This window comes from Vicinamibacterales bacterium (genome assembly GCA_041659285.1).
Classification (GTDB): domain Bacteria; phylum Acidobacteriota; class Vicinamibacteria; order Vicinamibacterales; family UBA2999; genus 12-FULL-67-14b.
The window spans coordinates 290,876-312,797 of record JBAZYO010000002.1; the positions used below are offsets into that span (position 1 = coordinate 290,876).

Below are 21,922 nucleotides of genomic sequence, written 5' to 3' on the forward strand. Positions count from 1 at the left end.
TCATATCGCGACGCGGATGACGACGACATCACCAGGGCCACAGATGACGCAGATGACACAGATGACGCCGGCCTCGACTGACGCGCGCCGGGTCGGCGGGGCCGCGGAGCGGCCCGGGTCGAGCAGAACGCTCGCGGGACGAACGAGCCACATGTTCGCCCGGGCTCGCTCGTCGCCGCGAGCGTTCTGCTCGACAGGCGCGGCTTCGCCGCGCCCGCCGACCGTGGCATCTGCGTAATCTGTGTAATCTGCGGCTCTGAAGATCCGGAATCAGCGCTGGCGGTCGGAGCCGTACAGGTAGCGGTAGTCCTCGGCCGTGCCAAGGATGCGCTTCACGTAGTTCTGCGTCTCGGGGAACGGGATGTCGTCGATGAATTCGTCTTGCGACATGCCGGGCCGCTCGCGCTGCCACTCCGCCACGCGGCTGTTGCCCGCGTTGTAGGCGGCCAGCGCGAAGTGCACGCCGCCGAACTTGCGGATGGAGTCGGCAAAGAAATGCGTGCCCAGCCGCACGTTGACCTCGGCCTCGGTCAGCCGCTTGGTCGAAAACGGCCGCACTCCCAGCTTCCGCGCCAGGCTGCGGCCGGTGGCCGGCATCACCTGCATCAGGCCATACGCGTTGGCGTGCGACACCACGCCCGGGTCGAAGTTGGATTCCTGGGCGACCAGGGCCGCGACCAGGTACGGGTCGAGACCGCGCTGCGCCGAGTACTTCTGCAGCAGTGGCCAATAGTCCAACGGGAAGATCACCTGCAGGATCTCGTTGGGCAGCGTCTCGCCGCCGGCCGCCAGGTACTGCGGATATGCGCGCTTCATGGCGTTGATGCCGGCGCGCACGTTGCCCAGGCGGCGATGCGCCAGGGCCATGGTGGCCTGCAACTGCGGCGAGTCGCCCCACACCCGCTGCGCGTACTGCAGTTCGTTCATCGCCTCGCGGTTCAGGCCGGTGGCGAGCAACATCGCAATCCGCGGCACGGTGGGCGCGTTCGGCGCCGCGGGCGCCTGGCGTTGCAGCGACGGCGCAATCGCGCCACCACGCTGGCCGGCGAGGGCTTTCACGGCCAGGCGGCCGTAGTACGAGTTGTGATAATCCGTGGCGGTCAGTTTGAGGCGCGACACGCCGGTCTCGGCATCACCGGCTTGCAGGGCGGCGCGCCCGCTCCAGTAAAGCCACGATGGACGGTAGTCGGACCGCGGAAACTGGGCGGCGCCACGATCGAAGAACTCGATCGCTTCCTGGAAGCGGCCCTGCCGGTACGCCCACCAGCCGGCCTTCCACGCCGCGCGCTCGGCGAAGCGGCCGGCCGGGTACTTCTCCACCACCTCCCGGAACACCGCATCCGCCTGCTCATCCTGATCGTCGATGATCAACGCCGAGGCGAGGTTGTTGAGGGCCTCATCGGCAAACGGGCTGGATGGGTACCTGGCGACGAACGCACGCGACCGCGTGACGTGCTCGTCGGCGAGTTTGAGGCCGCGGACGGCGGCCAGGCTATGGAAGCCGGCCTCTTCGCCGAGCGGTCCGTCGAGCAGCGGCTTCAGGCGGTCGTGCCCCTCGCGGTAGCGCCCGAGACCGATGTCGCAGGCCGCCAGCCGCAGGTCGAGGCGGTCGCGTTCGGCGCCGGTGACAAAGGGCTTGATGCCGTCGTATGACGCGCGCGCGTGCGTCCACCGCCGCACCTTGAAGAGCGCTTCGGCGCGAGCCAGTTCCTTCGGGACCAGGTCCGCCACGACCTCGACGTCCAGCTTGTCGAGTTCGGCGGCCGCCTCGTCGGCCTCGGCGCTGGTCGGGTAGTCGTAGTAGACGCGCTGCAGGGCCTCGACCGATCGCGCCGGCTGGCCGGCGTCGTCGGCCGCGAGGCCAAGCTTGAGCCACGCCAGCTGCGGCCGGGCCAGCTTGCGGCTGACCAGCGTGTCGTAGATGGCGACGGCGCCCTTGAAGTCTTTCTGCGCCTCTCGGACTTCGGCCTGGCGAAACGCCGCGTCTTCCGGAAGGTGGCCGTCGATCTGGCTCGAGACCAGCGTGGCCAACACGCGATCCGCCGCCTCGAAGCGCTCGAGCTTCGTCAAGGCGAGCCCCGTGTAGTAACGCGCGTAGTCGGCGAGCGGAGTCTTGGCCAGCGCGTCGGAACTGACCAGCGGCAACGCGGCGGCGGCGTTGTCGCTGTCTTCGAGCAGCCGGACGCCCTTGACGAAATTCGCCAGCACCGGGCTGAGCGGCGCCTGAGACGCGGGCGCGAACCACATAGTGGAGAGTTCGTGAGGCACCGGAGGATGGGCGGTGGGCACGAGGCGCGCCGGGATCCCCGCCGCCGCGCGCAGCGCGGCCGTCGGCTGCTGCGCCGCGAGTGCAGCGCCAGCCGCCACCGCCAGGCACAGCACGACCGTGGGAACCTTGGTGCGAGCCGTCACCGGGAACTTCGTCAACTTCACCCCATGTTACCGAGCAACGTCGCGTCGCCGCCCGCCAGCGTGCGGATCAGCTCCTGCTGAAAAAAGTCCGTTTGCCCGCGCACGCCGACCGGCACCTGTTCGTTGTAGGCCTGCCGGGCCTTCTCGATTTGCGGCGCGAGCCGGGCCAGCAGGTTGCCTTCGCGCCGGCCCTCGTGCATGGCGGGCTCATGGAAGAGACGAATCTCCGACACCAGCAACCGGGCGGTGCGCCTCGCGGCGTCGGCTACGCCGTCGGCGATTTGGCTCATCGCGCTGGGCGGGTTGGCCGGGGCAGCCGGGCTGGCGGGGTGGGCGGACGAGCCCGGCGTCGCCCCATGGGTGTGGATGCGCGGCGGCCCGGCGGCCGCCCGCTGCGTCGTCAGGGCTTCGAGGCAACGGCCCGCGTGCCGGGCGAGCACTTCAATCACTTCGGGCCATCCGCTCGGGACGGGGCGTTCGTGGCCATCCATGGTCACGCCGTCGGCATACACCACGGCGACGACGCGGCCGCCGACGATCACCGGGACGGCCAGCCCCATGCGGTCCGCCGGCAGCTTCTCGAAGCCGGGCCCTGCCGCCGCGCTCTGCCCGTCTCTCGTGGTCACGACCCGGGCCGCGCCCACCGCCATGCCGATCACGCCGGACTCGGTGAGCGCGAGATCGATGGACTTGGGCTGCGCGTCGCGCGGGCCGAAGCCGGCCATCTTCCAGCCGAGGATGCGATCGGCGCGCAACACCACCACCGCGGCGCGCGCGGCTTCGCGCGCCGCCGCGAGGGCCAGCGCGTCGAGCACCTCGCTGAGCGACGATGCGCCATCGAGTCCGCGGATGCTTTCGAGCAGGCGGGTGACGCCGGCCATTTCCACGTCACGTTCCTTGGCGCGGGCGCTGGCGACGGCGTCTTTCAGCGACTCCGCGGCGCGCGCCTCGGTATCGGCGAGGGCCACCTTCATCCGGGTTTCCGCGTCGGCGAGGGCCGCCGCCAACTTCTGATCGACCTCGGCCTCGACCTCGCGGCGAATCTCGCGCGCGGCCACCTCGCGGTCTTCGGCGCGGGCGGCCTCGATGGTTTGCTCCATGGTGGCGCGCACGCGCGCTTCGGCGTCGGCCACGCGTGCCTGGGCCGCTTGCTCGGCTTCGGCAAAGGCGGATTCGCGCGCGGCCCGCGTGGCCGCCTCGCGCTCTTCCGCGGCGTCATCGATCACCTGCTTGACGAGCGTATCGAGTGCCTGATCAACGGAGGACCGCACACGATCTTCAAACGACATTCTGTCACCCGACCCGGAGCGGGTCTGCAGGGGGACGCAGGCAGCGGCTGGGATTCGCTCGAAACGTCCGTACAGTGGGCATTATGCGGACGCCGGCGGGGTGAAGTCAAGGTGGACGGAAGCCCGGAAAGCATTGAGCCACCTCAAGAAACCGCGAATCGGGCGCCCGGGAGTTCAGAAGTACACTTTCAGCGTGGTGACCAACTGAAGCCTTGGGAGTTGCTGGCGGAAGCCCGGACGCCTGACGGCACGCTGCTCGCGCTCACGCGCCGCGACACCGAGCTGGTGATCATGGCGGGGGGCAAGATCCTGATGTCGAGCCGGATGCACGGCTCGGAAGAGGCCATGGCCGGGATGGCGTGCAAGCGGCTGCCCTCCTTGAGCGGCGCCTGCGTGCTCATCGGCGGGCTGGGTCTCGGCTACACGCTGCGCGCGACGCTCGATCTGCTGCCGGCGGATGCGACCGTGGTCGTGTCGGAACTGATTCCCGCGATCGTCGAATGGCACGCCGGCCCGTTGGGCGCGCTCGCGAACAAGCCGCTTGCCGACAAACGCGTCCAGGTCGAGACGAAGGACGTGATCGCAACATTGCGGTCGAGTCCCGGACGCTTCGACGCGGTGCTCCTCGACATCGACAACGGTCCCGAGGCGTTCACTGAATCGGCCAACGCCGGCCTCTACAACGATCGCGGCATTGCGACGATCAAGGCGGCGCTCAAGCCCGGCGGCGTGCTGGCGGTGTGGTCGGCGTGGGAGGATCGGCGGTTCGAGCAGCGCCTGAGGTATGCCGGCTTCAAGGTGGAGGTCGAGCGCGTCCGCGCCCGGCTGAAGAAGGGCGGCCCGCGCCACACCATCTTTCTCGGCCGCGTCCAGGGCTATTGAATCGGGTATGCTGCCCGCCACATGAGGGGTACAAGACTCTGGGGCTCGGTGGCCGCGCTGAACGCGGTGCTCGCGTTGGGCATACACGCGGCGGCGCCGGCGGCGCCGGAGCGGTCCGATCGACAGGAGTACGAATACGCGGGACAGCACGGCCTCGAACCGAATTGCGGATGGTCTGTGTACTGTTACCGGGTGCTGGTTCCGGTGCTCCTCGAGCACATCCCCGTTGATTCAGAACGGCGCTGGCGCGGGTATCAACTGGCGGCGAACACGATCGCCGGCTCGATCGTGGCGGTGACCACGGCCGGACTGGCCAACGGTCTCCCGGCGGCCGCCATCGCCACCGTGCTGGTGCAAACCTCATTCGGGTTCACGTTCACGGCCTACGACCCGTACACCGCCGACCCCATGGTCTTTGTGATCGCCGCGGCCCTTGCCTGGTGCTGGATGGCCAACCGGGCCTTCGCCGCACTGGCGTTGGGACTCGTCGGCGTGTTTGCCAAGGAGACGGTCGCCTTGGTCAGCGCCGCCACGGCCCTGGCGGCGCTGGTGAATCGGCGGCGCGCCGGCTGGCGTCTGTGGGTGGCGCAGGCCGCTCTCGTGATGCTGACACTGCTCGCCTTCCATTGGATCATGGACACCTACTTCGGTTGGGGTATCACGAAGAACGCGGCGGCCAGGTTTTCAGAAGGGTCGTGGCTGGCGCTCTGGTGGGCGAACAACCCCAGCCTGCTGCGGAAGCTCTTCTTCCTGTTCGTGCCGTTCGGGTTCGCGTGGCTGTATGCCGCCGCCGGGTATCGGACCGCGCCGCGAGACTTGCGGCACCTTGCCACCGGAGCATTGCTGCCGTTCCTGGCGCTCAACTACGTCCAGAACCCCGAGCGCGCCCTGGCCAATGCCTTCTTCGTGATCGTCCCCCTGGCGACGGTCGCACTGTCGCGCGTTCCCGTTAGCGTGGGCCTGGTCGCCGCTGTCACCAACGGCCTGTTCACCGCCAAGGTGGGCACCTCCACTGCCTGGCTGCCGTCATCGTCGTATTTGCTGGTTCCCGCCGCCGCGTCGGCGGCCTGGGTGCTCTGGCACCTTCGACGCGATTCAGGCGTGAACGACCGAGAGCCCCAGTAGCTCCTCGAACGCGTCGAAGTCGCGATCCCGATGCAGCAGCGAGTGCTGCTCCTCGATGCAGAACGTCGCAATCAGGACGTCGATGGTCTTCCGTACGGTCTTGCCGCGCCGGCGCAGCGTGCGGTAGTTCCTGGCGGCTTGCACCGCCAGCGTCCGGCTCGACGCCTCGAAGATCGCGAACTGCAGGAGGTCTGCTTCGACGAGCACCGCGGTCTTCTCGTCGCGGATGCCCTGCAGGATTTCCGAAAGGATGATGGTGGTCAGGCCCAGCCGATCCTGGTCGAGGCGCAGTTCGAGCCAGTTCGTCTCAGCATTGTCGGTGCCGTTGAAATAGTCGATCCAGACGGTGGTATCGACGATGACCATCGCCGGCTACTTGCCGATGCGCTGCAGCCGCGAGGCGTTCAGATCCCCTTCCCACGCCACCTTGCCTCGCAAACGGCGGACGCGGCCCTGGCTGCGAGTCTGGATCAACAGGCGCAACGCTTCCTCGACCACGCCCCGCTTGGTCGTGGCCTCGCTGCTTCGCATTGCCTGCCGCATCAACTCGTCGTCGATGTCGATATTGGTACGCATGGGAGCCTGTGTGTAAGATTCGTATTTTTGTGTGTAGCTGTCAAGTCGCGGGGAGCCGTCGAGCTTTCAATCCCACCCGGAAGGGCCTACACTGGAGAGGTAGTTAGCGGTCTTTCTCTCCTGGGGGGCGATCTGGCTTCGACGGGGGTGCGGGATCGCGGAACGCGTGCCGAGGCCCATGCACCTCGTAAATCCCGTGGAAAAACAACGTAACTGCGAACGCAGACTACGCTCTCGCCGCTTAATAACCGGTGAGCGATCAACTTGAGAGCGCCTACGGCTCGGGATTGATCGTCATTTAGTAGGCTGGCCGCCACGTTCCGCCTTGAGGCGTGGCAGTGAGAAACATCGGGGATGGCGGCCGGGGCTTTTGGCTCCGTTTCTAACCGGTCGCGACACGAGAATGGAGACACGCACGTAGTGATCTGCGACGACGTGTTCTCGGACGCGGGTTCAACTCCCGCCGCCTCCACCATTTTTCCTTAGGAAAACGAGCAAATCAGCTCGTTTTTCCCGCCGCCTCCACTATTCCTCCACGGAATTCGCCGCCGGTCTCCAAGAGCCGAATGGCCGCATCGAGCGCGGCCGGACTCAGGTGCATGTAGCGCTGCGTAGTGGCCAAGTCCGAATGTCCCGCGAGTTCCTGGATCGCCCTCGCCGGCGCCCCACGCATCGCCAGATGCGAACAGAACGTGTGGCGCAGGATATGGACACCCGGCTTCACGTTCGCCTTCCTTGCCGCGCGGCGCATCATCACCTGAACCACTTTCTGCGTCAGTGGCTGACCTTTGGTTTCGCAGAGCACCCGAGGACCGCGTAGATGACGCGCTTCCTTCAAGGCTTCTGTTAACCGCTTGGTCAGAGGCACATACCTGAGCCGCCCACCTTTCGGTACCGTGACGTGCCCCTTCCAGTCCGATCGCGCGACACAGAGTTGCCGTTTGTTCAGGTCAACATCTGTCCACTCCAGTGCCATGATTTCGCCGCATCGCAAGCCCGCCTCGCCGCCCAACAGCACGACCAGGTAATCCTGCAAACTGCTGCGAGTTGCTTCGACGAGTCGTTCGTACTCCTCGAAGTCATGGAAGCTCGCCTGGCTCTTCGGTGTCGGCAGCAACTTGATCACGCACGGAACGCGTTCGATCGAGCCCCACTCGACGGCCGTCTTCAGCATCACGCTCAAGGTCGTCAGGATGTTGTTGACGGTCTTCGCCGAGCGATCCGCAAGAGCGGACTTCAACCGCTGCACGTCTTCGGTCGAAATCGTGTCCAATCGTTTGTCGCCGAGTTGCGGAACCAGATGGGACTTGAAGATCGACTTCTTTCCCGCAATCCCGCTTGGTTTCAACCGATTGGCTTTTGCGTAGCCGTCCACGAATCGTGGCGCGAATTCCTTGAGTGCTGGTGTCTCGAGCACCTCCTCTTTCGTGGCCCGCTTGGGTTTGCCATTGACCAGCAACACCCGTTCGCGCGCTTCGGCCCAGCGTTGGGCCGCGCCCTTGCCCGTTGCTGAGGCTTTCTTCCGCTCGCGAATGATGGTGCCGTCCGGAAGCTCGACGCGTATGTCGACTTCCCATCCGCCGTTCACGTAGGGTCTGACTGTGACGCTCATCGCTGTTCACTCCTTTGCGATGGCGCCGACTTCTGATTGAGCCAGTCTAGCAAATCAGCCGCGCGGAATAGCACACGGCGCCCGATGCGGACGATGCCGGGCAATTGGCGGCGCTCGATCATGGCGTAGATCGCGCGCCTGGTTGTCCGTAGCAAGTCGGCCGCTTCATCGACCGTGAGCAGCACAGGTTGTTGGCCACGCATCCAAGCCGTCATGGACATTCCTCCGGCGCGCGTGCGCGCCCGATCAGAGACCAGATGTTGGTGAGGAATTACCGCGCGAGGTAGACCGGCTTACAGCGGTCACTCGACTAGTGGCGCGGGCGCGGCTTGGGAGCCTGCGACGAACCGCACGAGCGATATGCCGTGCGGTCGGTGGTCACTGAAACCTCGGACCACCTAACGGTCTAACTAATTGCCTGAAGCTGATCAGCGATCGTGCGGTATCGGGCGACGATCGGATGTCTGCTCCATATGCGTTGAACGCGTTCTGGAGTCGGTATCTGGCAACACCGCAAAGATAACCTCACAATATTCCCACCTGTTGACCCGCGGCAAACTGAACAATCCGATCGCGGACAGTGCAATGTCGAGCATCACGTAAGAGCCCACATCGAACTGCGCGCAGAGCGCCGTCAATGCCCGAAGGCCCTGCGGGACGCAGGGTCGAAGCGGAGCGAAGAGCATTGACGGCGCCGAGCACAGTTCGAGAATCGATCGCGTGATGCTCGGCAGCCCGTTTCGCGCCCATTCGTCAGCCCACTGCTTCCCGCGCTTGCCGTCCAAGTCAGCGGACACGCAAGCCGGAACGTGAACGACCCCGCCATCAGACGCTGGGGCCACCCTCGGCGCGTGGCGCGGGGGTCGTTCACGTTCCGGCTTGCTCTCCTATCCCGGCAGCAAGCGCGAACAGGGGCGGCACAATGCGCCGCCCCTAGATGCCAGTCCGTCGATACGAACTCCTGCGTGCGATTGAAGTTAGCGCTCTTCACCCGCGCCCGCGCGCAGGCGATCTGCGGAGAGAACGTGTGCGGGTCTGCCGCATGGAGGGGGACAACCTGACGGGCCATTCACTTGTCCCCCAGGCGTTCCCCCAATCAGCGATTTCATGCGACACCGATCAGGGAGGTAAGACGCAAGTACTGATGCGGCAACTCCATGAATTCGATCCGCCCATCGCCGCGCTCCAATTGGTCGCGGAGGCTCGATGAAGAGACCCCCGTGATGGCCCGTGCAGGGTCGATCTGCCACATCCGATACCGAGCCCGAAAGCGGCTCGAGGCGAACCGCCGTGAGGCCTCGGCGAGGTCGAAGTATCGAGGTTCTTCCATGCCGTCTGTTGTGCCCGCGCGATGCCGCAACACGCATTCGAGTTCTTCTGCCTGCGACAATCTGAGCGGCGTCGAGCATTCGTCGCGGAGGGCATAGCGATAGAGCGCCTTCGCGTTGCGAAAGCGACGCGGGACGACGAGCCGAATCGTCCAGTAGTGTGCGATCGACAGTACGCGCGAGTGACGGAACAAGAACATCCGAAACGGGGCGGGGACCTCTTGGGTGACGAGATAGAGAAACACGTGGCGGCCCCCGTAGTCCCGATCCAGACCGATCGGAAACTTGTCTGGGAAGTACCGAATCGTCTTCTGCGCGCCCTCGCCAAATGTGAGATGAGGTAGTTCACCCTCTACCCACTCTGGCCTCTCGATCAGCGAACTGAAGTACGCCACTTTGTCGCGCTCGGTGCCGAGCCAGGTGTGGCGCCGATCCGCCAGCACCGCGTCGAGAAGCATCAATCGTTCGACCATCCGGCCCAGTGTTGCCGGTCGTCGGTTGCGGTTGTTCACCTCGCCGATCGCGTCGTAGAGCGGCTTGAAGTGCACGTGAAACAGCCGGCCACGATGAAGCGCGCCAGGAGTGATCACGGTCACGCACTTCCGGTCGATGAGCCTGCGGATGAAGTCGTGCGTCTTCTGGCCATGTGCGATGCCCGCGAAGGCGCAGTACTGGCGCTCCAGGAATGCGCCGGAATAGACCATCACGGCCACGAGGAACCGCGCCTGGCGCTCGGTAAATCCGAACGCTTCGATTGCCTCGATTCGGGGGGCGGTGACGCTGTCGCGCATCTTGGTCATCACCACTCCCAATCGCGCGGACTGAATGGCCGGCCGCCTCGCCCCTTAGAGCCCACACAGGTGAATCCCGCCCGCGCACGCGAGGCCGCGTGCCCACCTCGGTAGTGTTCCGTCACCACCTCGACGTCTTCGTGCCGGTCGCGGCCGTCGAGCTCGTATTCGATGCGAAAGTCAGGGAAGTGGACCTGGTCGTCGAAGTACGGCAGTTCGTGTTGGCGAGCCCAATCGGCGATCTCGTGCTGTTCGCGATCCGGCCGCCCGTCGCTGTCCTTGCGACCCTTGTTATGTTGCTGGAGAAACTCTTGGTACTCGCGCTTGAGGTCGACTTCCAGGACGACCCGTTGGACCTGCGCTCCCTTCCCGCGAAGCCCTTCCTCGACCTCGAGGTAGGCGTGAAACAATTGCGAGTCATGTTGCAGTTCACGAGGGCGCGAGACTCCGGCATGAAACTCCTGGCGAGCGTCGTCATCGTTCTCGCGACGGTGTGAATCCAGGACGTCCCATCCCGCATCAGTCAGCACAAACGCCGTTTGATCCTGGCCCACTGAGACGGACCGGATCAGGCCGTCCTCACGGAGGTGTTCGAGGCTGTCATCCGCGTCGCGGAAGTGCTCAAAGTCGCCTTCGGCTACCACTCGAACCGCGCCGATCGTCGCGAGCATTCGGCTTTCGTCGCCGTTCAGTTGACACAACCGATCACGCGCGTCCTGAACCAGTTCGCGCTCCATTCCGCACGGCAGATCAACGCTTCGCACGAAAGGATCGCGCGGGTCGTGATCGTGAGCGCCGGCATCGCGATCGTTGCTGTCACGGTCGCGGACATGGTCACGGGATCGAGAACCGTAGATGCCCTCGTCGCGCTCGCGAGGGTCCGTACTGTCGCGGGGATCGAAGTCCATGGCACACCTCCGGTCGACAAATTCGGTGCAGCGGGAACCGATGGACGGTGTCGTCGATCAGAGAACGCTCGCGCGGGCGGGCGCCTGGGCAATGGCCCACGGCGGGAACGCGACCGGAGATCCCTTGCGGGGATCCTAGCTGGGCGGCGGTCTTGATGACGACCACCCACGCTATGGATTCCTTATAACGCGAGCGCCGCAGTCTAGCAAGCACAACCGTTTTGACGGCGGAGCATGCACAGAGACGCGCTGGGCGACGATCTCCACACTGGACATGATTGTGCCCGGCTGGGACCAGAGGCTAAGGCTTGCTGTGCATTTTCAGAATGTCGCCAACTGGATGCAGCTCCCGTTGAAAAATTGCCTCCAGAAAGCCAAACTTACCTGCAAAAAGCAGAGAACGTCCATTGGCCGAAAAGGCAGGATCCCATTCGTCGCCTTTCGTTCTGGTAAGCCGCGTGTCTTGTCCCGTCTCTAGGTCCAACACGAACAGGTCCCAATTACCGTCAACGCGAGCCGCGTAGACAATCCGCTGCCCATCAGGAGCGAACTGCGGGTCCCACTCGTCGAATGGAGTCGTCGTGAGCCGAGTCTCTGTACCGGTGTTTAGGTCATAGGAAAAGAGGTCGAACGCGTTGTCTTTCGAAATGTAGACAATCGAAGATTCGTCAGGAGCGAACACCGGTCTCCAGCTCTCACGCCGAGAGTCGGTGATTGCCTTCGTCGAACCAGTCAGTAAATCGAGGACCATGATCTGTGGATTCGTTAGGTTGCCCGAAGAATCAGTGCCCCAACCCGCATATGCCAGCTTCAGGTTTGACGGTGAAAATCGCGGAATGGCGCCAAACTCGGTCTGGCCGGCCGTAATCACCTTTCGCGATGATCCGTCGAGGCTCATGATCACGACTTTCGTTCGCTGTGATTCCGCCGCACCTTCGGTGAACACGATTCGCGAGTTATCGCTCGATAGCATCGGATGGGACTCATCAATACTGTTCGATGTCAGCCTCCTCGCTCCAGTAAAGTCCGGCGTCGAAACGAACAGCTCAGAGCTGCCGGCACGAACCGACTGGTACGCGACCAGATCGCCGTCTCCAGATGGCGAAGGATAGCGGTCGCCAGTGAACTCCCGGCTCATCAAGACGCTCGAAGGCGCTCCGTGCCGTTTCTGTATGAACTCGCCAATAGCACTGGCAACCACGGAGTGTCCTAGAGGGGTCAGATGCTCATCGAGGCGAAAGAAAAGGTCGCCGGGTGCACTCTTGAATGCGGGCAAGAGGTCGACAAATTCACAATCCAACTCCTTCGTCAGCGCGGCCATAAGCTCATTCGGCCGGCGCATGTCTAGAGATGTCGGGGCAATCTTGAAGCTGCTTGTCACTTCGTTGAAAGAATCGTCTGACACCTGCTCTTTGGTCGGCAAGAGTGCTACCAAAAGAGTGCCCCCCGCTTCGGTGACGGCGGATTTCAACAGCTTCAGATATTTCCGAAAGGCCTCCAGATCGCGGGTGCGCGAAGGCGACGCGTCGTTATAGAAGATGTTGTAGTCACGGTTGCCTTGGACATCTGGATAAAAGGGTTCGGTCCAGCGGCCAAGGGGCAACTCCGCCGAATCGCCGTATCTCCAGTCGTGCAACAAGAATCTTGTGAATGCCGAGTGCTCCATTAGGCGATCTGTAAAACTCGCCATATTCGCTTCAACATTCATAAAGTCATTGAAGCTGCCCACTTGAAGAATCACGATGTCAGGGGAATGTTTACGGCCCTGGTCAACGAAGTAGTTGTATTCATGAGCGATCCCCATCCCACTGATGCCGGCGTTCAGGACGATCTTGTCGGGGAACCTCACGTTTAGCTTGGTGGAGTACAACTGCTCAAACTCCACCTGAGCGCCTTGGGTAAAGGAGTCGCCTAGGACCAGCCAGTCGACCTTGTCAACCCACAGTGAGGGCTCTTGTCCAACGCCGATCCTGAACCCCTGCCCGTTTGTGCGATATGCGACCGAGAACTCCGGGCTACTGAACACCTGGTTCAAGAGCGGCCTGTTGAAGTAGTAGCCCTGTCGAATGACATAAAGGTTTTCGATGACCTTCTCGGGAAAGCGGTAGATCAACAACACTTCCGCGTGGACTAGTATCGATGCTATTGCTAGAAGATTGAACACCACCGCCGTCGCGTACCTTCGCGATGTCCCAGCTGAGACTTGGACGACGGCGATTGCCGCGCCACAGATCGCCGCCACCAATGCGCCATTCGGGATCAGGAGATAAAGAACGAACGGATTGGCCACAAGCAAAGTGGCAAGCAACAGGACGACTCGCCTCTCAATCGGAGGCGTCGAACTCTGCCGGGTTGGCTTCTCCTGCATGCGAAGCTAAGAAGCGGTGGAGCGGAGTGATTCGGTTGTCACGGGTCGTACCTTACAAGCCTGCGGATGATTCAAGTTCCATGCAAAGAATCCCCCGCAGGACGGTCTGACTTCGCAGGGCTCGCATTCCGGCGGGAACTCGTTCTTCCAGTCCGAGATTGACTGCCGGCTGAAAGACCACAGGGATTCCGGCAAACTGCAGAGTGGATGATTGTAAATGGACACGTTCAACCCCGCCGTCGCCAGACGAGTCACAGCAGCTTCGAGTCCGACCCGATAGTCCTCCGGCGGTATCCACAGCTGGTCCAAGTTTGCTTTCGCGAAACCGGTGATCTCCAATCCCATGAAAGCCACATGCGACGCGAATGTCAGATTCCGATAGATGAACTCGGCAAGCTCTGGCAAGCGCGGGGCGGTATGGCGTTGAATGACCACCCTGATTTCGACGGGCACGTCAAATCGCGCCAGGTTCTGCAGGCCGATAATCGTCTCGTCAAACGCTCCCTTTGCCTGTACGACATAGTCATGCAAGGAATCGATGTCTGAATAGACCGGTATCCCGACCATAAGATCGGGGTGTTCGACAGCGGCCAGTTTGCGCGCGTAGGAGGAATACCAGAACCGGCGTCCATTAGACAGAATGTGCAGCGCCGTATTGGGCAACCGAGCCTTACAAGTGGCAATTATCTCCAGGAGGCCTTCACCCAATAGAGTGGGCTCGCCGCCTGTTATGCCGAGCTCTTTTGTCGCGGGATCCATTAGGCCAACGATGCGCGTCAGCTCCGCCACCTTAGCTCGATCGTCAGTTTCTCGAGGAGGCTGCGAGCACATGAGGCAAAGGCTATTGCAGCGATCGGTCGCGAACAGCGAATTCGAGACGGACTGGTTCCTGATTACCGTTCGGACGTAACCACGCCGATTGATATGAACAATGTCGCGGTCGTCGAGATGCGCGATGGAGACACCGTGCACGAGCGGCACAGACAGCGATCGCGGGCCGCCTTCTTCCGAAATAACCGCCAGGTAGCCGCTCAGGTCTTCGGTTCCAACCAAAGCTGCCATGACTCTAACTGCGTCAACACGCAGTTCCGCTGGGACCGGTGACAACGACACCCGGCCAATCAGGTCTTGGCCGAGACCCTCGGGGGTGCCGTTTACTCCTAGGGTAATCATTGGCGACTACATCGAGGCCCACGCCAAGAACAACTTGCGCGTGAACTCGTCACCGTTGCGCAACACATCGAAGAAATACTCAAAGAGGCCTGTCTGTCTGGCGCAGAACTCGCTCGTTGGCCGATGCCCAACGGTATCGCCCTGGGTCGCCCAATTCTGGACAGGGTCGGAACCACAGTAGGGCAAATAGGCGCACTCTGAACATCCTGGCATCGCCTCCAAGCAAGATGATTCGGCCCAACGCTGTAAGCGCGGCGAGCTCATCACATCCTCGTACCGATCTGACACCCCGCCCAAACGAAATGACTTATCTCCCATCTCAGCAAGCATGCGAGCCTCGTCAGAGGCGTAGACATCGCCGTCGTAGTTGTAGACAACGACGCCCGTCCCTAGTGCCGCCGGGTTCTGCAAATCGACGTATCCGACCGAAAATGGGGTGAGGATCTTGCGGAGAATAATCTGCGCGTAGGCTTCGATAAACGGCACGCCCCGACGGTTGAGTTCAATGATGTATTCCAGACCTTCTCGATAGAATGCCAGGAACGTCTGAGCGCCGTATGAGTGGTCCAGGCCCGTGCGCTTCGCGAACCCATAAGGACTAATCGGCCTCAGAAATATCGAGTCAAAAGACAGCGACACGTACTCGTCGATGATTTCTTTGACTCGTCCCAGAGACGCGGGAGTCGTCGTCATCAGTGCGGACACTTGGTCATGACCGAGCTCCGCGCGCGCGCGACTCAAGTTCGTCTTGAAGCGCTCGTAACTGTCTCGGCCAGGCCGCGGACGATTCGCGTTGTGAAGGTCCATGGGGCCATCGAGAGACGTCGACAAATGGATGCGATGTTCCCGACAAAACGCCAGGACGCGATCATCCAAAGCGGAGAGGTTGGTCGCGAGCACGAAATCAATGTGACGTGTCTCGAGCGCGGCCCTCGCCTCAACAGCGACCACGATGTGCTCAACGAGAGGCCAATTCAAAGTGGGCTCTCCGCCTTGGAATTCGACCTTCATTTCTGGGGCAGGCGAACTAAACACCCAGTCGATCGCCTTGTTAGCGGTGTCAACGGACATGTCGAATCGGTTGCGGTCTTGCGTCACCCTCGACACTTGACAATAAGGACAGGTGTGATCGCACCGAAGCGAAACGACGAAGATATGAAGGCGAGTGAAACCGGAAAGGAATTCTCGCTTTGTCCGCACTTTAGTGGCTAGGAGTTCCAACGGGACCCGTACATCGCCATCAGAAAGAAAGTGCTTCGCTTTCAGCGAATTGTAGGTGTCTCCCCTCTCGAGCTTGCGTGCTACTAGGCTCGAGAACTCGGCATTGTCAACAAACTCAAACTCCCCGACTTCATTAGTCAGTAGAACGCAGTCATCCTGTCTATGAAATCGAAACGGCAGCAGTCGGTAACTCGTAGCGCTCTCAAATAGTTCCAGCGGGCGGAAAAACGCAGGCTTCATAGGGCTTCGAGTTTTGCGGCGAGCAGTTCCGAGCAGAACTGGCGTAGCACATCATAGGCGCGGGGATCCGCCCCGCCAACCGTCAATGCTCCGTGTCGGTCGACTGACACTCCAGCGGCTTTGGCCGAACATGCGGAGAGCAGCTGAAACCCATATAGGGAGGGGTCCAATTGCACCACGACTTCCTGTTCACCGACGGAGTCGAGTGCCTCTATTGTCAGTTTCGTCATCGGCGGTTTCACGATCTGGGTCTAAGAGGTTTCCCTCCGAAAAGGCTTGAGCGACTACCAAGGTGCGGAGCGCGCCGAATTCCGCTTCAAGCACAGCACGCAGCTGTTGATCCGCCAACTCCTTTACAAACGCCGTCAGGTCATCAGAGACCCGCGCCTCGTCGGAACTAATCAAGAATGCGGCGAGCCGCCCTTCGCCATCGGAGTCGACGAACACGGCGAAGCGGCTCGACAGCTTATAGGCGGCGGCCAACACAGACCTAAGCGAGTAGACACTGGTCGCCAGGCTCAAACAACTCGTGCGACGGCCGATTGCCAGGGCGGGCATTCGATCCGGAAGCCGGGTTATTGCTTCTTCTTTAACACGGTCACTGCAATCGGCATCCTGCCGTCCGCTGACATCCGCCATGACAGTTCCACCTTGTCGCCCTTGACTATGGGCAGCTGTCCATTGCTTGCGCCCGAGAAGTCATCGAATCGGATTGACGCACCGGCCTCGGTCTCATACTTGGTGTCATCGCGATAACCGATTGTGCGAGACACGTTTTTTGATTGCTTGAATACAAACAGGCGCTTTTGCGCGTCGATCGATACCACTTCGCCGGTTACCGTATTCGTTGGCACGGCCACTGCAGCCAACGATGTCGAGGGCGTCACAGGCGGTGGAGGCGGCACGGCGCGCACTGGAGGAGCGACGGGAACAGGCGCCGGCGCCGCAACGGCTCCGCCACCACCACCACTACCGGAGTAGTGGGACCTATGTGAGCTATGCGATCTATGCGAGCGATGCTGCGCTACGAAACTCGCTGCAGTGCCTGGTAGTTTCAGAATCAACTTAGCAATTTTCCTAGAGCGATCGACAATCGAGGGGGCAATAGTGCTGTCGACCACGCTAGCCGTCGCTGCTGCTTGAGGAGTAGCGCTCAGACCGGCCGACGCGATCAGGCCGCTCACCGCAATTCTCTTGAGGGCGCTGATAAGGCTGAATGGGCGAGAGGTCAGTTGACGAAAGTACTTTGGCATGTGATGTCGCTTCCGGTCACTAGTGGTCACGTTTCCAAACAGACGTTCGCGGCAGCGCCGTTCCTTCCAGCACTGAGTACTCATCACGAAGCCCATCGGCGGGGCCGACGGAGAAGCTCTTGGCGTTAGTGCCGACCTCTAAGACGATTGGCCCCTGAGCGACGATGTCCGACCCATACTGCGGTATCGCGCCCCGCCCGACGGATGTCCAATAGGTTCTAGCCCCGAATGTATGTAGCCGAGCGAGGCACTCCTCGGTCGGATGGCCATAGCCATTACCGACCCCGGCGGAAATGATGGCAATACGCGGCGTTACGGCCTGAAGCCAGGCAGGATTGGTGCTGTAGCGTGAGCAGTGGTGATGCACTTTGTAAACCTCAACAGGCCCGACGTGCGGACCCACCGACGTCTCGATGTCTGCATACCCGCTCTGCGAATACCCACTCAGGTCGCCGCCGATGACGGCTTCGAAATCGCCGAACTTGATGAGGGCAAGAAGGCTCAGATCGTTCTCATTGCGAGTGCTGACTCCGTTGCCGTTTGCGGCAACGAACGTCACGCGAACGGGATTGGGAGAAGACGCGTCGAGTGTGAGCGCGTCGCTCACAATCGCGGTGCGGCGCTTCACACCTACTGCCTGAACATACCGGTTGAACACGCCACTTCTGTAGTCGCCTCCACGATCAAAAGAAGAGTGGACGAGAGGGAACTCGCCAAGAACTTCCGCAGTGCAGCCGATATGATCGGCATGATAGTGGCTGACAACTTGATAGTCGATCGACGTGATTCCTAGCTTCCGCAGGTACTGCAACGGCCGCGCGCACAACCCAAGGGCACCATTGTCGAAGAGGACCGTTTCCCCTTGCGGGGAGATCAATAGAGCCGCGTCACCCTGACCGACATCCATAAAATGGAGCGTGAGTTTGCTGTTCGGCCTAGGTGCCGTCGCAGGGGACAGGGCAACCGACAACACAAGCGCTATGAGCGAGGCGGCCACTGTCGGCATGTCTTGGCAAGGTCAGCAATCGCCTACCGAACACGACAGGTAGCTCGTCGCGGACCGATCTCAGCAGTAATGGACGGCCAAGACTAGCAAATTTCTCGATTCCGTAGCAGTTTTTGATCGCTTCGCGCCTGCCAAGGAGGCTATTTCGGCCCTTCTAAAGGCCCATGTTCGTCGCCGCCGTGCCATTAGACCTGCGAAAACACTGGCTCAGCGCGGCGCGACCACTCGCACAGGCCCCACTCCATCGCGCAATTCCAGTGAGTATTTGAGAGCCCTCGGAGCTTCTGGCCACCTAAATTCCAAGGAGTAGCGGCCGGGCGGCGCAGAAAGCGTCGTCGGCGTCTGTCCAAATTCAGAGCCGTCAATGAGAACCGACGCTCCCTCTGGTATAGCGATCAATTCAACAGAGACCAGCGACGGAATGGCGACCTCGGTCGTTTCAGACAGGCGCACTCTAAACTCGCGTGGGGGGACGTGGGTACCCTGCCACGAAAATGTAAGGCGATGCGAGCCTATCGGCAGAGACCAATCGAAAGACTGACCGCGCTCGAAGTCCTTTCCATCAAGCGATACAAGCAGTTCCTGAGGCAGCCGTAGGGCGACCACGCCTGTCAGGCGAACATCATCCCGACGCGCGGGATTCGCAACCTCCGGTCGACTGATACCTAGCACGATGTTCTTGTCCAAGAGAGCGCTCGGAACGAATTTGAACGCTCCACTTCCTTCAGCGCCTGAGACGAGAATCACCTCGTGCGGGCTGTTGGTTTCTTCTCCAGTAAACATCTTCCTGACTGGCGCTGTTCCGAGAAGCTGCTTGTCCAGATAGATCTGTCCTCCCGGTGGATCCGACTGAAATGACACGGTGATTGGCGCGACTGCTGCCGCCGGCGTTGCCGGTTTCGGGATGGGGACCGGATCCGCTTGACTGGCGACAGATGCGCGACTGGGGGAGGGGGCGGGCTCGGTGGAACGAGGAATTAGGTATGCAAAGACCAACAGAGCGACAGCGATCGATGCAAACAGAGTCGGCTTTGACACCGGCGCGGACAAGGCAGCTGCCATCGCAGACGCCGCGCGCGCCTGGTCATTGGCAGCTTCGAGCTTCTTCCGTTCGGTGTCAGCTGTACGCGCGACGCTGGCCGCGACAAGTGTCAGTTCAAGCACGCCCTTTTCGAGGGCGCTCTCGATTGCGCTCCGTCGGCGCGCCTGTGCTTGGGAAAGAGCGACCCGCTCAGACGGGTCGACCGCCTTGGTTGCGTCGAATCTGAACCGCTGCTCCACAGAAACGCGCCACGCAACCACTGCCGACGTTCGCGTCGGGCCAAACCCGTCAACGGCGCTAACACGCTCGGCCGTCGCATCCAGGGCGGTTTCGATTCCGAACGAACGAAGAACACTGATTCGCCCCGCACCCACACCGCTTATTTTGGCGTCTTCAATAAAGTGCATTCTGAGAAAAGCCTTGAGCTGCGTCTCGCGCTTCCTCTTTTCGAGATCGGCTTCCTCGTTTCGAAAGGCCTGAGGCAATCCCAAGTAAATTGACCGCTGCTTCAGCAGTTCGCTCTTCTTGTTGCGAAAAGAAGCAATCGGACCGCTGACCTTAGCGCGCCACTGTTTATCGAGGAGCTCGTACGCAGCTTTTGCACTTTCCGCATCCTTCTTGCTCGATCTCTGTAACCGAGCGTAAGGAGACAGAGTGCGTATCGCAACCCAGACGCCGCCAAATAGAAACACATACGATCCCGATTGAAGCCCAAATGCCGGACCGAATAGCGCGGCAATGGCCAGTGTGCCGGCCACGGAGGTGAGAGTCGCTGACACCTGCGCAGCCACGGGCGCCACCGGTGACGAGACCGTTGCAGGAGACAGCGTCGGCACAAAATCGCTAGGTTCGGCAATTAGATCCAGTTGCTTTGCCCAAACTGCGACGTCAAACCTGCTCTGCAGTCTGTGCCCGGCCGTAATTGAAATGAACAGGTCTGGGCCGCCAGACTTGTCAATCTCGCACCAGGGGCATCGTTGGCTGTCACCTGGCGCCGCGTAGAACTTGTGTCCAGCGAACTGCGAACATCGGGTCAGCTTTGTTTTCAGATCGTCAAGGGCCGCTACCCAATCGGCCGGACCGGGACGACTAGGTTGCCCGATCGGAGCACGGAAGGAGCGCTCAAACAAATCGGCAATCTTAGGAGTTACATGGGTGAGGCGAATCGCGTGCGGCGGCGGAGTCATCTGCACCTTGGCCCCGGCAGCGCCATATGCAAACCGTCCTTGCTGAATCGCAGTTTCGATTGGCATGTCACCCGTTCCGTGGTACCGCCCGGCAAACGGATGCCTGCCCATAAATAACAGATGAAAGATTATGGTGGCCAGTCCAAAGGAATCGTGCGCCGGGACTCTCTCAAGGTCTCTAAACGGCCTACCTTGAAGCTCGGGAGCGGTAAAGTGCGGAACGCCTACATTGCATCTGTATAGGAGGCTGCCGTCTCGAATCTGAAACGAATCGCAATCGATTAGCTTGATGGTTCCGTCTTTTGCGACCAGGATGCCACCTTGATTGACGTCGCCGACCAAGTGACCGGCAGCGTGAATCGTTTCGAACGCAGCAGCGCAGTTGCGAGCGACATGGATCAGGAATGACCAGTCGGCAGACGGAAACTCGAACTTTCGGTGGGCGGGGCTATAGAGGTGATGGATCTCCCTGTGGTCCTGAATTCTGGGAATTAGCACGCCCCAAGTCTCACGGCCAGCACGATCGACGATCCGGCCTTCTGGCCACGCGGTGAACTTGGTCAGGTTGGGTGTTCGAAGCCGGACCATCGCCGACAGCTTGTGTGCCTTCTGCTGATCCGTCGCAGTGTGATAGATCTTCGCGACCAACGAAGAGCCCGGGAGTTCGAAGACGGCTCCCTCGCCCCCCCTGCCGAGCTCCCCTCCGAGCTTGATAGGCTTACCGCTGTCGTCAACAAACGCACGCGCCATATTCAACGGTCAGATCTTGGAGGCCAAGATCAGTGACTTGTCGTCGTCAGTTCTCTTGGCGAGCGCTTCTGACAGCAAAAACCCTCGGAGAGGATCGGCAAGCGCCTGCCAATCTTCATCGGCCCTCAACCGAGCAAACATTGGGGCAAAGAAAGGCTCGTGCGGTTTCTTCTCGTCGTATCTGAGTGCAACCGATTGAAGCCCATCGGTAAACACCGCGATATCGCGGACAGATATCGAGCGTCGCTCGAACTGCAGCCGCTCCGTCGCATCTGGCGTTGTAATGAAGAAAGTGGTGTTAACGTACTCGCCTTGGTCGGGCCAAAATACAACTTCGCAAGGACCATCCTCGGATACGGTGACGATCGCTCCATCGCCGATCTGAAAGAATGTGGCCCCGTCACTGCTCACAATGGCGGCAACAATCGTGCAGGCCAACTCCCGCAGATCCACGCCGAGCGCCCTCGCCTGGACTTCCAGTTTTTCCCTTATTCGAGTAACCCACATTGATACCGTGGACCGGTCGATGCGCTCAAGGCGGCCGCCGTCGCGGGTGTACAGGGACAGTTCATCCGCAAGAGTTAAGCACGCGATAGCGGATCCGAGCTCCGAGAATGCCGCACTGCCAGCTCCGTCGGAGCATGTCAGCAGAATACTCCCATCAGCAAGCTCAGTAACCTGCGTATGATCCTGACAAGGAGTATTGCTACTCGCGTGCGAACTTCCGACGACCGAGGCAGAGATGTGGCGCCACATCGA

At 61.4% G+C, this 21,922-nt stretch carries 18 protein-coding genes and 1 other RNA gene; 3 read left to right on the plus strand and 16 right to left on the minus strand.

All coding sequences use genetic code 11. The features are described 5' to 3' along the window. Nucleotides 1-270: 270 nt before the first annotated feature. Nucleotides 271-2,433: a transglycosylase SLT domain-containing protein gene (locus WC815_03935; protein ID MFA5907908.1), complete on the minus strand. Its 2,163-nt coding sequence runs from the start codon at nucleotides 2,431-2,433 to the stop codon at nucleotides 271-273. After that, on the minus strand, nucleotides 2,430-3,701 hold the full coding sequence (locus WC815_03940; GenBank protein ID MFA5907909.1) for a hypothetical protein: 1,272 nt from the start codon (nucleotides 3,699-3,701) through the stop codon (nucleotides 2,430-2,432). The genes WC815_03935 and WC815_03940 overlap by 4 nt, the downstream gene beginning before the upstream one ends. Nucleotides 3,702-3,920: 219 nt before the next feature. Here WC815_03940 and WC815_03945 point away from each other — a divergent pair, with 219 nt between their 5' ends. Continuing rightward, nucleotides 3,921-4,583, plus strand: a complete 663-nt coding sequence (locus WC815_03945; GenBank protein MFA5907910.1) for a hypothetical protein — start codon at nucleotides 3,921-3,923, stop codon at nucleotides 4,581-4,583. A 21-nt stretch (nucleotides 4,584-4,604) separates the two neighbouring features. Then, nucleotides 4,605-5,708 carry a hypothetical protein gene (locus WC815_03950; GenBank protein ID MFA5907911.1) on the plus strand — a complete coding sequence of 368 codons (1,104 nt, stop codon included), beginning with the start codon at nucleotides 4,605-4,607 and terminating at the stop codon, nucleotides 5,706-5,708. Here the strand turns inward: WC815_03950 and WC815_03955 are convergent. Continuing rightward, entirely contained in the window at nucleotides 5,679-6,074 is a 396-nt protein-coding gene (locus WC815_03955) for a PIN domain nuclease (GenBank protein MFA5907912.1), read from the minus strand. The genes WC815_03950 and WC815_03955 overlap by 30 nt on opposite strands. Nucleotides 6,075-6,080: 6 nt before the next feature. Further along, on the minus strand, nucleotides 6,081-6,284 hold the full coding sequence (locus WC815_03960) for a type II toxin-antitoxin system VapB family antitoxin (GenBank protein ID MFA5907913.1): 204 nt from the start codon (nucleotides 6,282-6,284) through the stop codon (nucleotides 6,081-6,083). 123 nt (nucleotides 6,285-6,407) lie between these two features. On the opposite strand from WC815_03960, the gene ssrA reads away from it, so the two are divergent. Then, nucleotides 6,408-6,759, plus strand: a transfer-messenger RNA (tmRNA) gene (ssrA, locus tag WC815_03965). Between the two features lie 24 nt (nucleotides 6,760-6,783). Here ssrA and WC815_03970 read toward each other — a convergent pair. The 12 genes from WC815_03970 to WC815_04025 form a co-directional block, all read right to left on the minus strand. Then, nucleotides 6,784-7,896 carry a tyrosine-type recombinase/integrase gene (locus WC815_03970; protein ID MFA5907914.1) on the minus strand — a complete coding sequence of 371 codons (1,113 nt, stop codon included), beginning with the start codon at nucleotides 7,894-7,896 and terminating at the stop codon, nucleotides 6,784-6,786. Continuing rightward, complete coding sequence (locus WC815_03975) at nucleotides 7,893-8,111, minus strand: helix-turn-helix domain-containing protein (protein ID MFA5907915.1); 219 nt, start codon at nucleotides 8,109-8,111, stop codon at nucleotides 7,893-7,895. Before WC815_03975 ends, WC815_03970 begins: the two co-directional genes overlap by 4 nt. A gap of 890 nt (nucleotides 8,112-9,001) precedes the next feature. Continuing rightward, nucleotides 9,002-10,024, minus strand: a complete 1,023-nt coding sequence (locus WC815_03980) for a hypothetical protein (GenBank protein MFA5907916.1) — start codon at nucleotides 10,022-10,024, stop codon at nucleotides 9,002-9,004. Further along, the gene (locus WC815_03985; GenBank protein MFA5907917.1) at nucleotides 10,024-10,923 is read right to left on the minus strand and encodes a hypothetical protein; all 900 of its coding nucleotides are present in this window, start codon (nucleotides 10,921-10,923) and stop codon (nucleotides 10,024-10,026) included. The genes WC815_03980 and WC815_03985 overlap by 1 nt, the downstream gene beginning before the upstream one ends. Nucleotides 10,924-11,224: 301 nt before the next feature. After that, nucleotides 11,225-13,213 carry a GDSL-type esterase/lipase family protein gene (locus WC815_03990; GenBank protein MFA5907918.1) on the minus strand — a complete coding sequence of 663 codons (1,989 nt, stop codon included), beginning with the start codon at nucleotides 13,211-13,213 and terminating at the stop codon, nucleotides 11,225-11,227. An 84-nt stretch (nucleotides 13,214-13,297) separates the two neighbouring features. After that, nucleotides 13,298-14,353: a His-Xaa-Ser system radical SAM maturase HxsC gene (hxsC, locus tag WC815_03995; protein ID MFA5907919.1), complete on the minus strand. Its 1,056-nt coding sequence runs from the start codon at nucleotides 14,351-14,353 to the stop codon at nucleotides 13,298-13,300. 117 nt (nucleotides 14,354-14,470) lie between these two features. Next, entirely contained in the window at nucleotides 14,471-15,925 is a 1,455-nt protein-coding gene (gene hxsB / locus WC815_04000; GenBank protein MFA5907920.1) for a His-Xaa-Ser system radical SAM maturase HxsB, read from the minus strand. Between the two features lie 189 nt (nucleotides 15,926-16,114). Next, on the minus strand, nucleotides 16,115-16,564 hold the full coding sequence (hxsD, locus tag WC815_04005) for a His-Xaa-Ser system protein HxsD (protein MFA5907921.1): 450 nt from the start codon (nucleotides 16,562-16,564) through the stop codon (nucleotides 16,115-16,117). Next, the gene (locus WC815_04010; GenBank protein ID MFA5907922.1) at nucleotides 16,501-17,178 is read right to left on the minus strand and encodes a hypothetical protein; all 678 of its coding nucleotides are present in this window, start codon (nucleotides 17,176-17,178) and stop codon (nucleotides 16,501-16,503) included. The genes hxsD and WC815_04010 overlap by 64 nt, the downstream gene beginning before the upstream one ends. A gap of 19 nt (nucleotides 17,179-17,197) precedes the next feature. Then, nucleotides 17,198-18,085, minus strand: a complete 888-nt coding sequence (locus tag WC815_04015; GenBank protein MFA5907923.1) for an MBL fold metallo-hydrolase — start codon at nucleotides 18,083-18,085, stop codon at nucleotides 17,198-17,200. Nucleotides 18,086-18,391: 306 nt separating this feature from the next. Continuing rightward, nucleotides 18,392-21,061: a PEGA domain-containing protein gene (locus WC815_04020; GenBank protein ID MFA5907924.1), complete on the minus strand. Its 2,670-nt coding sequence runs from the start codon at nucleotides 21,059-21,061 to the stop codon at nucleotides 18,392-18,394. Between the two features lie 111 nt (nucleotides 21,062-21,172). After that, nucleotides 21,173-21,919, minus strand: a complete 747-nt coding sequence (locus WC815_04025; protein ID MFA5907925.1) for a PP2C family serine/threonine-protein phosphatase — start codon at nucleotides 21,917-21,919, stop codon at nucleotides 21,173-21,175. Nucleotides 21,920-21,922: the final 3 nt, after the last annotated feature.

Coding starts and splice junctions, on each gene's coding strand:
- WC815_03940 (MFA5907909.1), bottom strand. CDS start 3,701: ATGTCGTTTGAAGATCGTGTGCGGTCCTCCGTTGATCAGGCACTCGAT.
- WC815_03950 (MFA5907911.1), top strand. CDS start 4,605: ATGAGGGGTACAAGACTCTGGGGCTCGGTGGCCGCGCTGAACGCGGTG.
- WC815_03955 (MFA5907912.1), bottom strand. CDS start 6,074: ATGGTCATCGTCGATACCACCGTCTGGATCGACTATTTCAACGGCACC.
- WC815_03960 (MFA5907913.1), bottom strand. CDS start 6,284: ATGCGTACCAATATCGACATCGACGACGAGTTGATGCGGCAGGCAATG.
- WC815_03970 (MFA5907914.1), bottom strand. CDS start 7,896: ATGAGCGTCACAGTCAGACCCTACGTGAACGGCGGATGGGAAGTCGAC.
- WC815_03975 (MFA5907915.1), bottom strand. CDS start 8,111: ATGACGGCTTGGATGCGTGGCCAACAACCTGTGCTGCTCACGGTCGAT.
- WC815_03980 (MFA5907916.1), bottom strand. CDS start 10,024: ATGACCAAGATGCGCGACAGCGTCACCGCCCCCCGAATCGAGGCAATC.
- WC815_03985 (MFA5907917.1), bottom strand. CDS start 10,923: ATGGACTTCGATCCCCGCGACAGTACGGACCCTCGCGAGCGCGACGAG.
- hxsC (MFA5907919.1), bottom strand. CDS start 14,353: ATGGCAGCTTTGGTTGGAACCGAAGACCTGAGCGGCTACCTGGCGGTT.
- hxsB (MFA5907920.1), bottom strand. CDS start 15,925: ATGAAGCCTGCGTTTTTCCGCCCGCTGGAACTATTTGAGAGCGCTACG.
- hxsD (MFA5907921.1), bottom strand. CDS start 16,564: ATGGCGGATGTCAGCGGACGGCAGGATGCCGATTGCAGTGACCGTGTT.
- WC815_04010 (MFA5907922.1), bottom strand. CDS start 17,178: ATGCCAAAGTACTTTCGTCAACTGACCTCTCGCCCATTCAGCCTTATC.
- WC815_04015 (MFA5907923.1), bottom strand. CDS start 18,085: ATGGATGTCGGTCAGGGTGACGCGGCTCTATTGATCTCCCCGCAAGGG.
- WC815_04025 (MFA5907925.1), bottom strand. CDS start 21,919: ATGTGGCGCCACATCTCTGCCTCGGTCGTCGGAAGTTCGCACGCGAGT.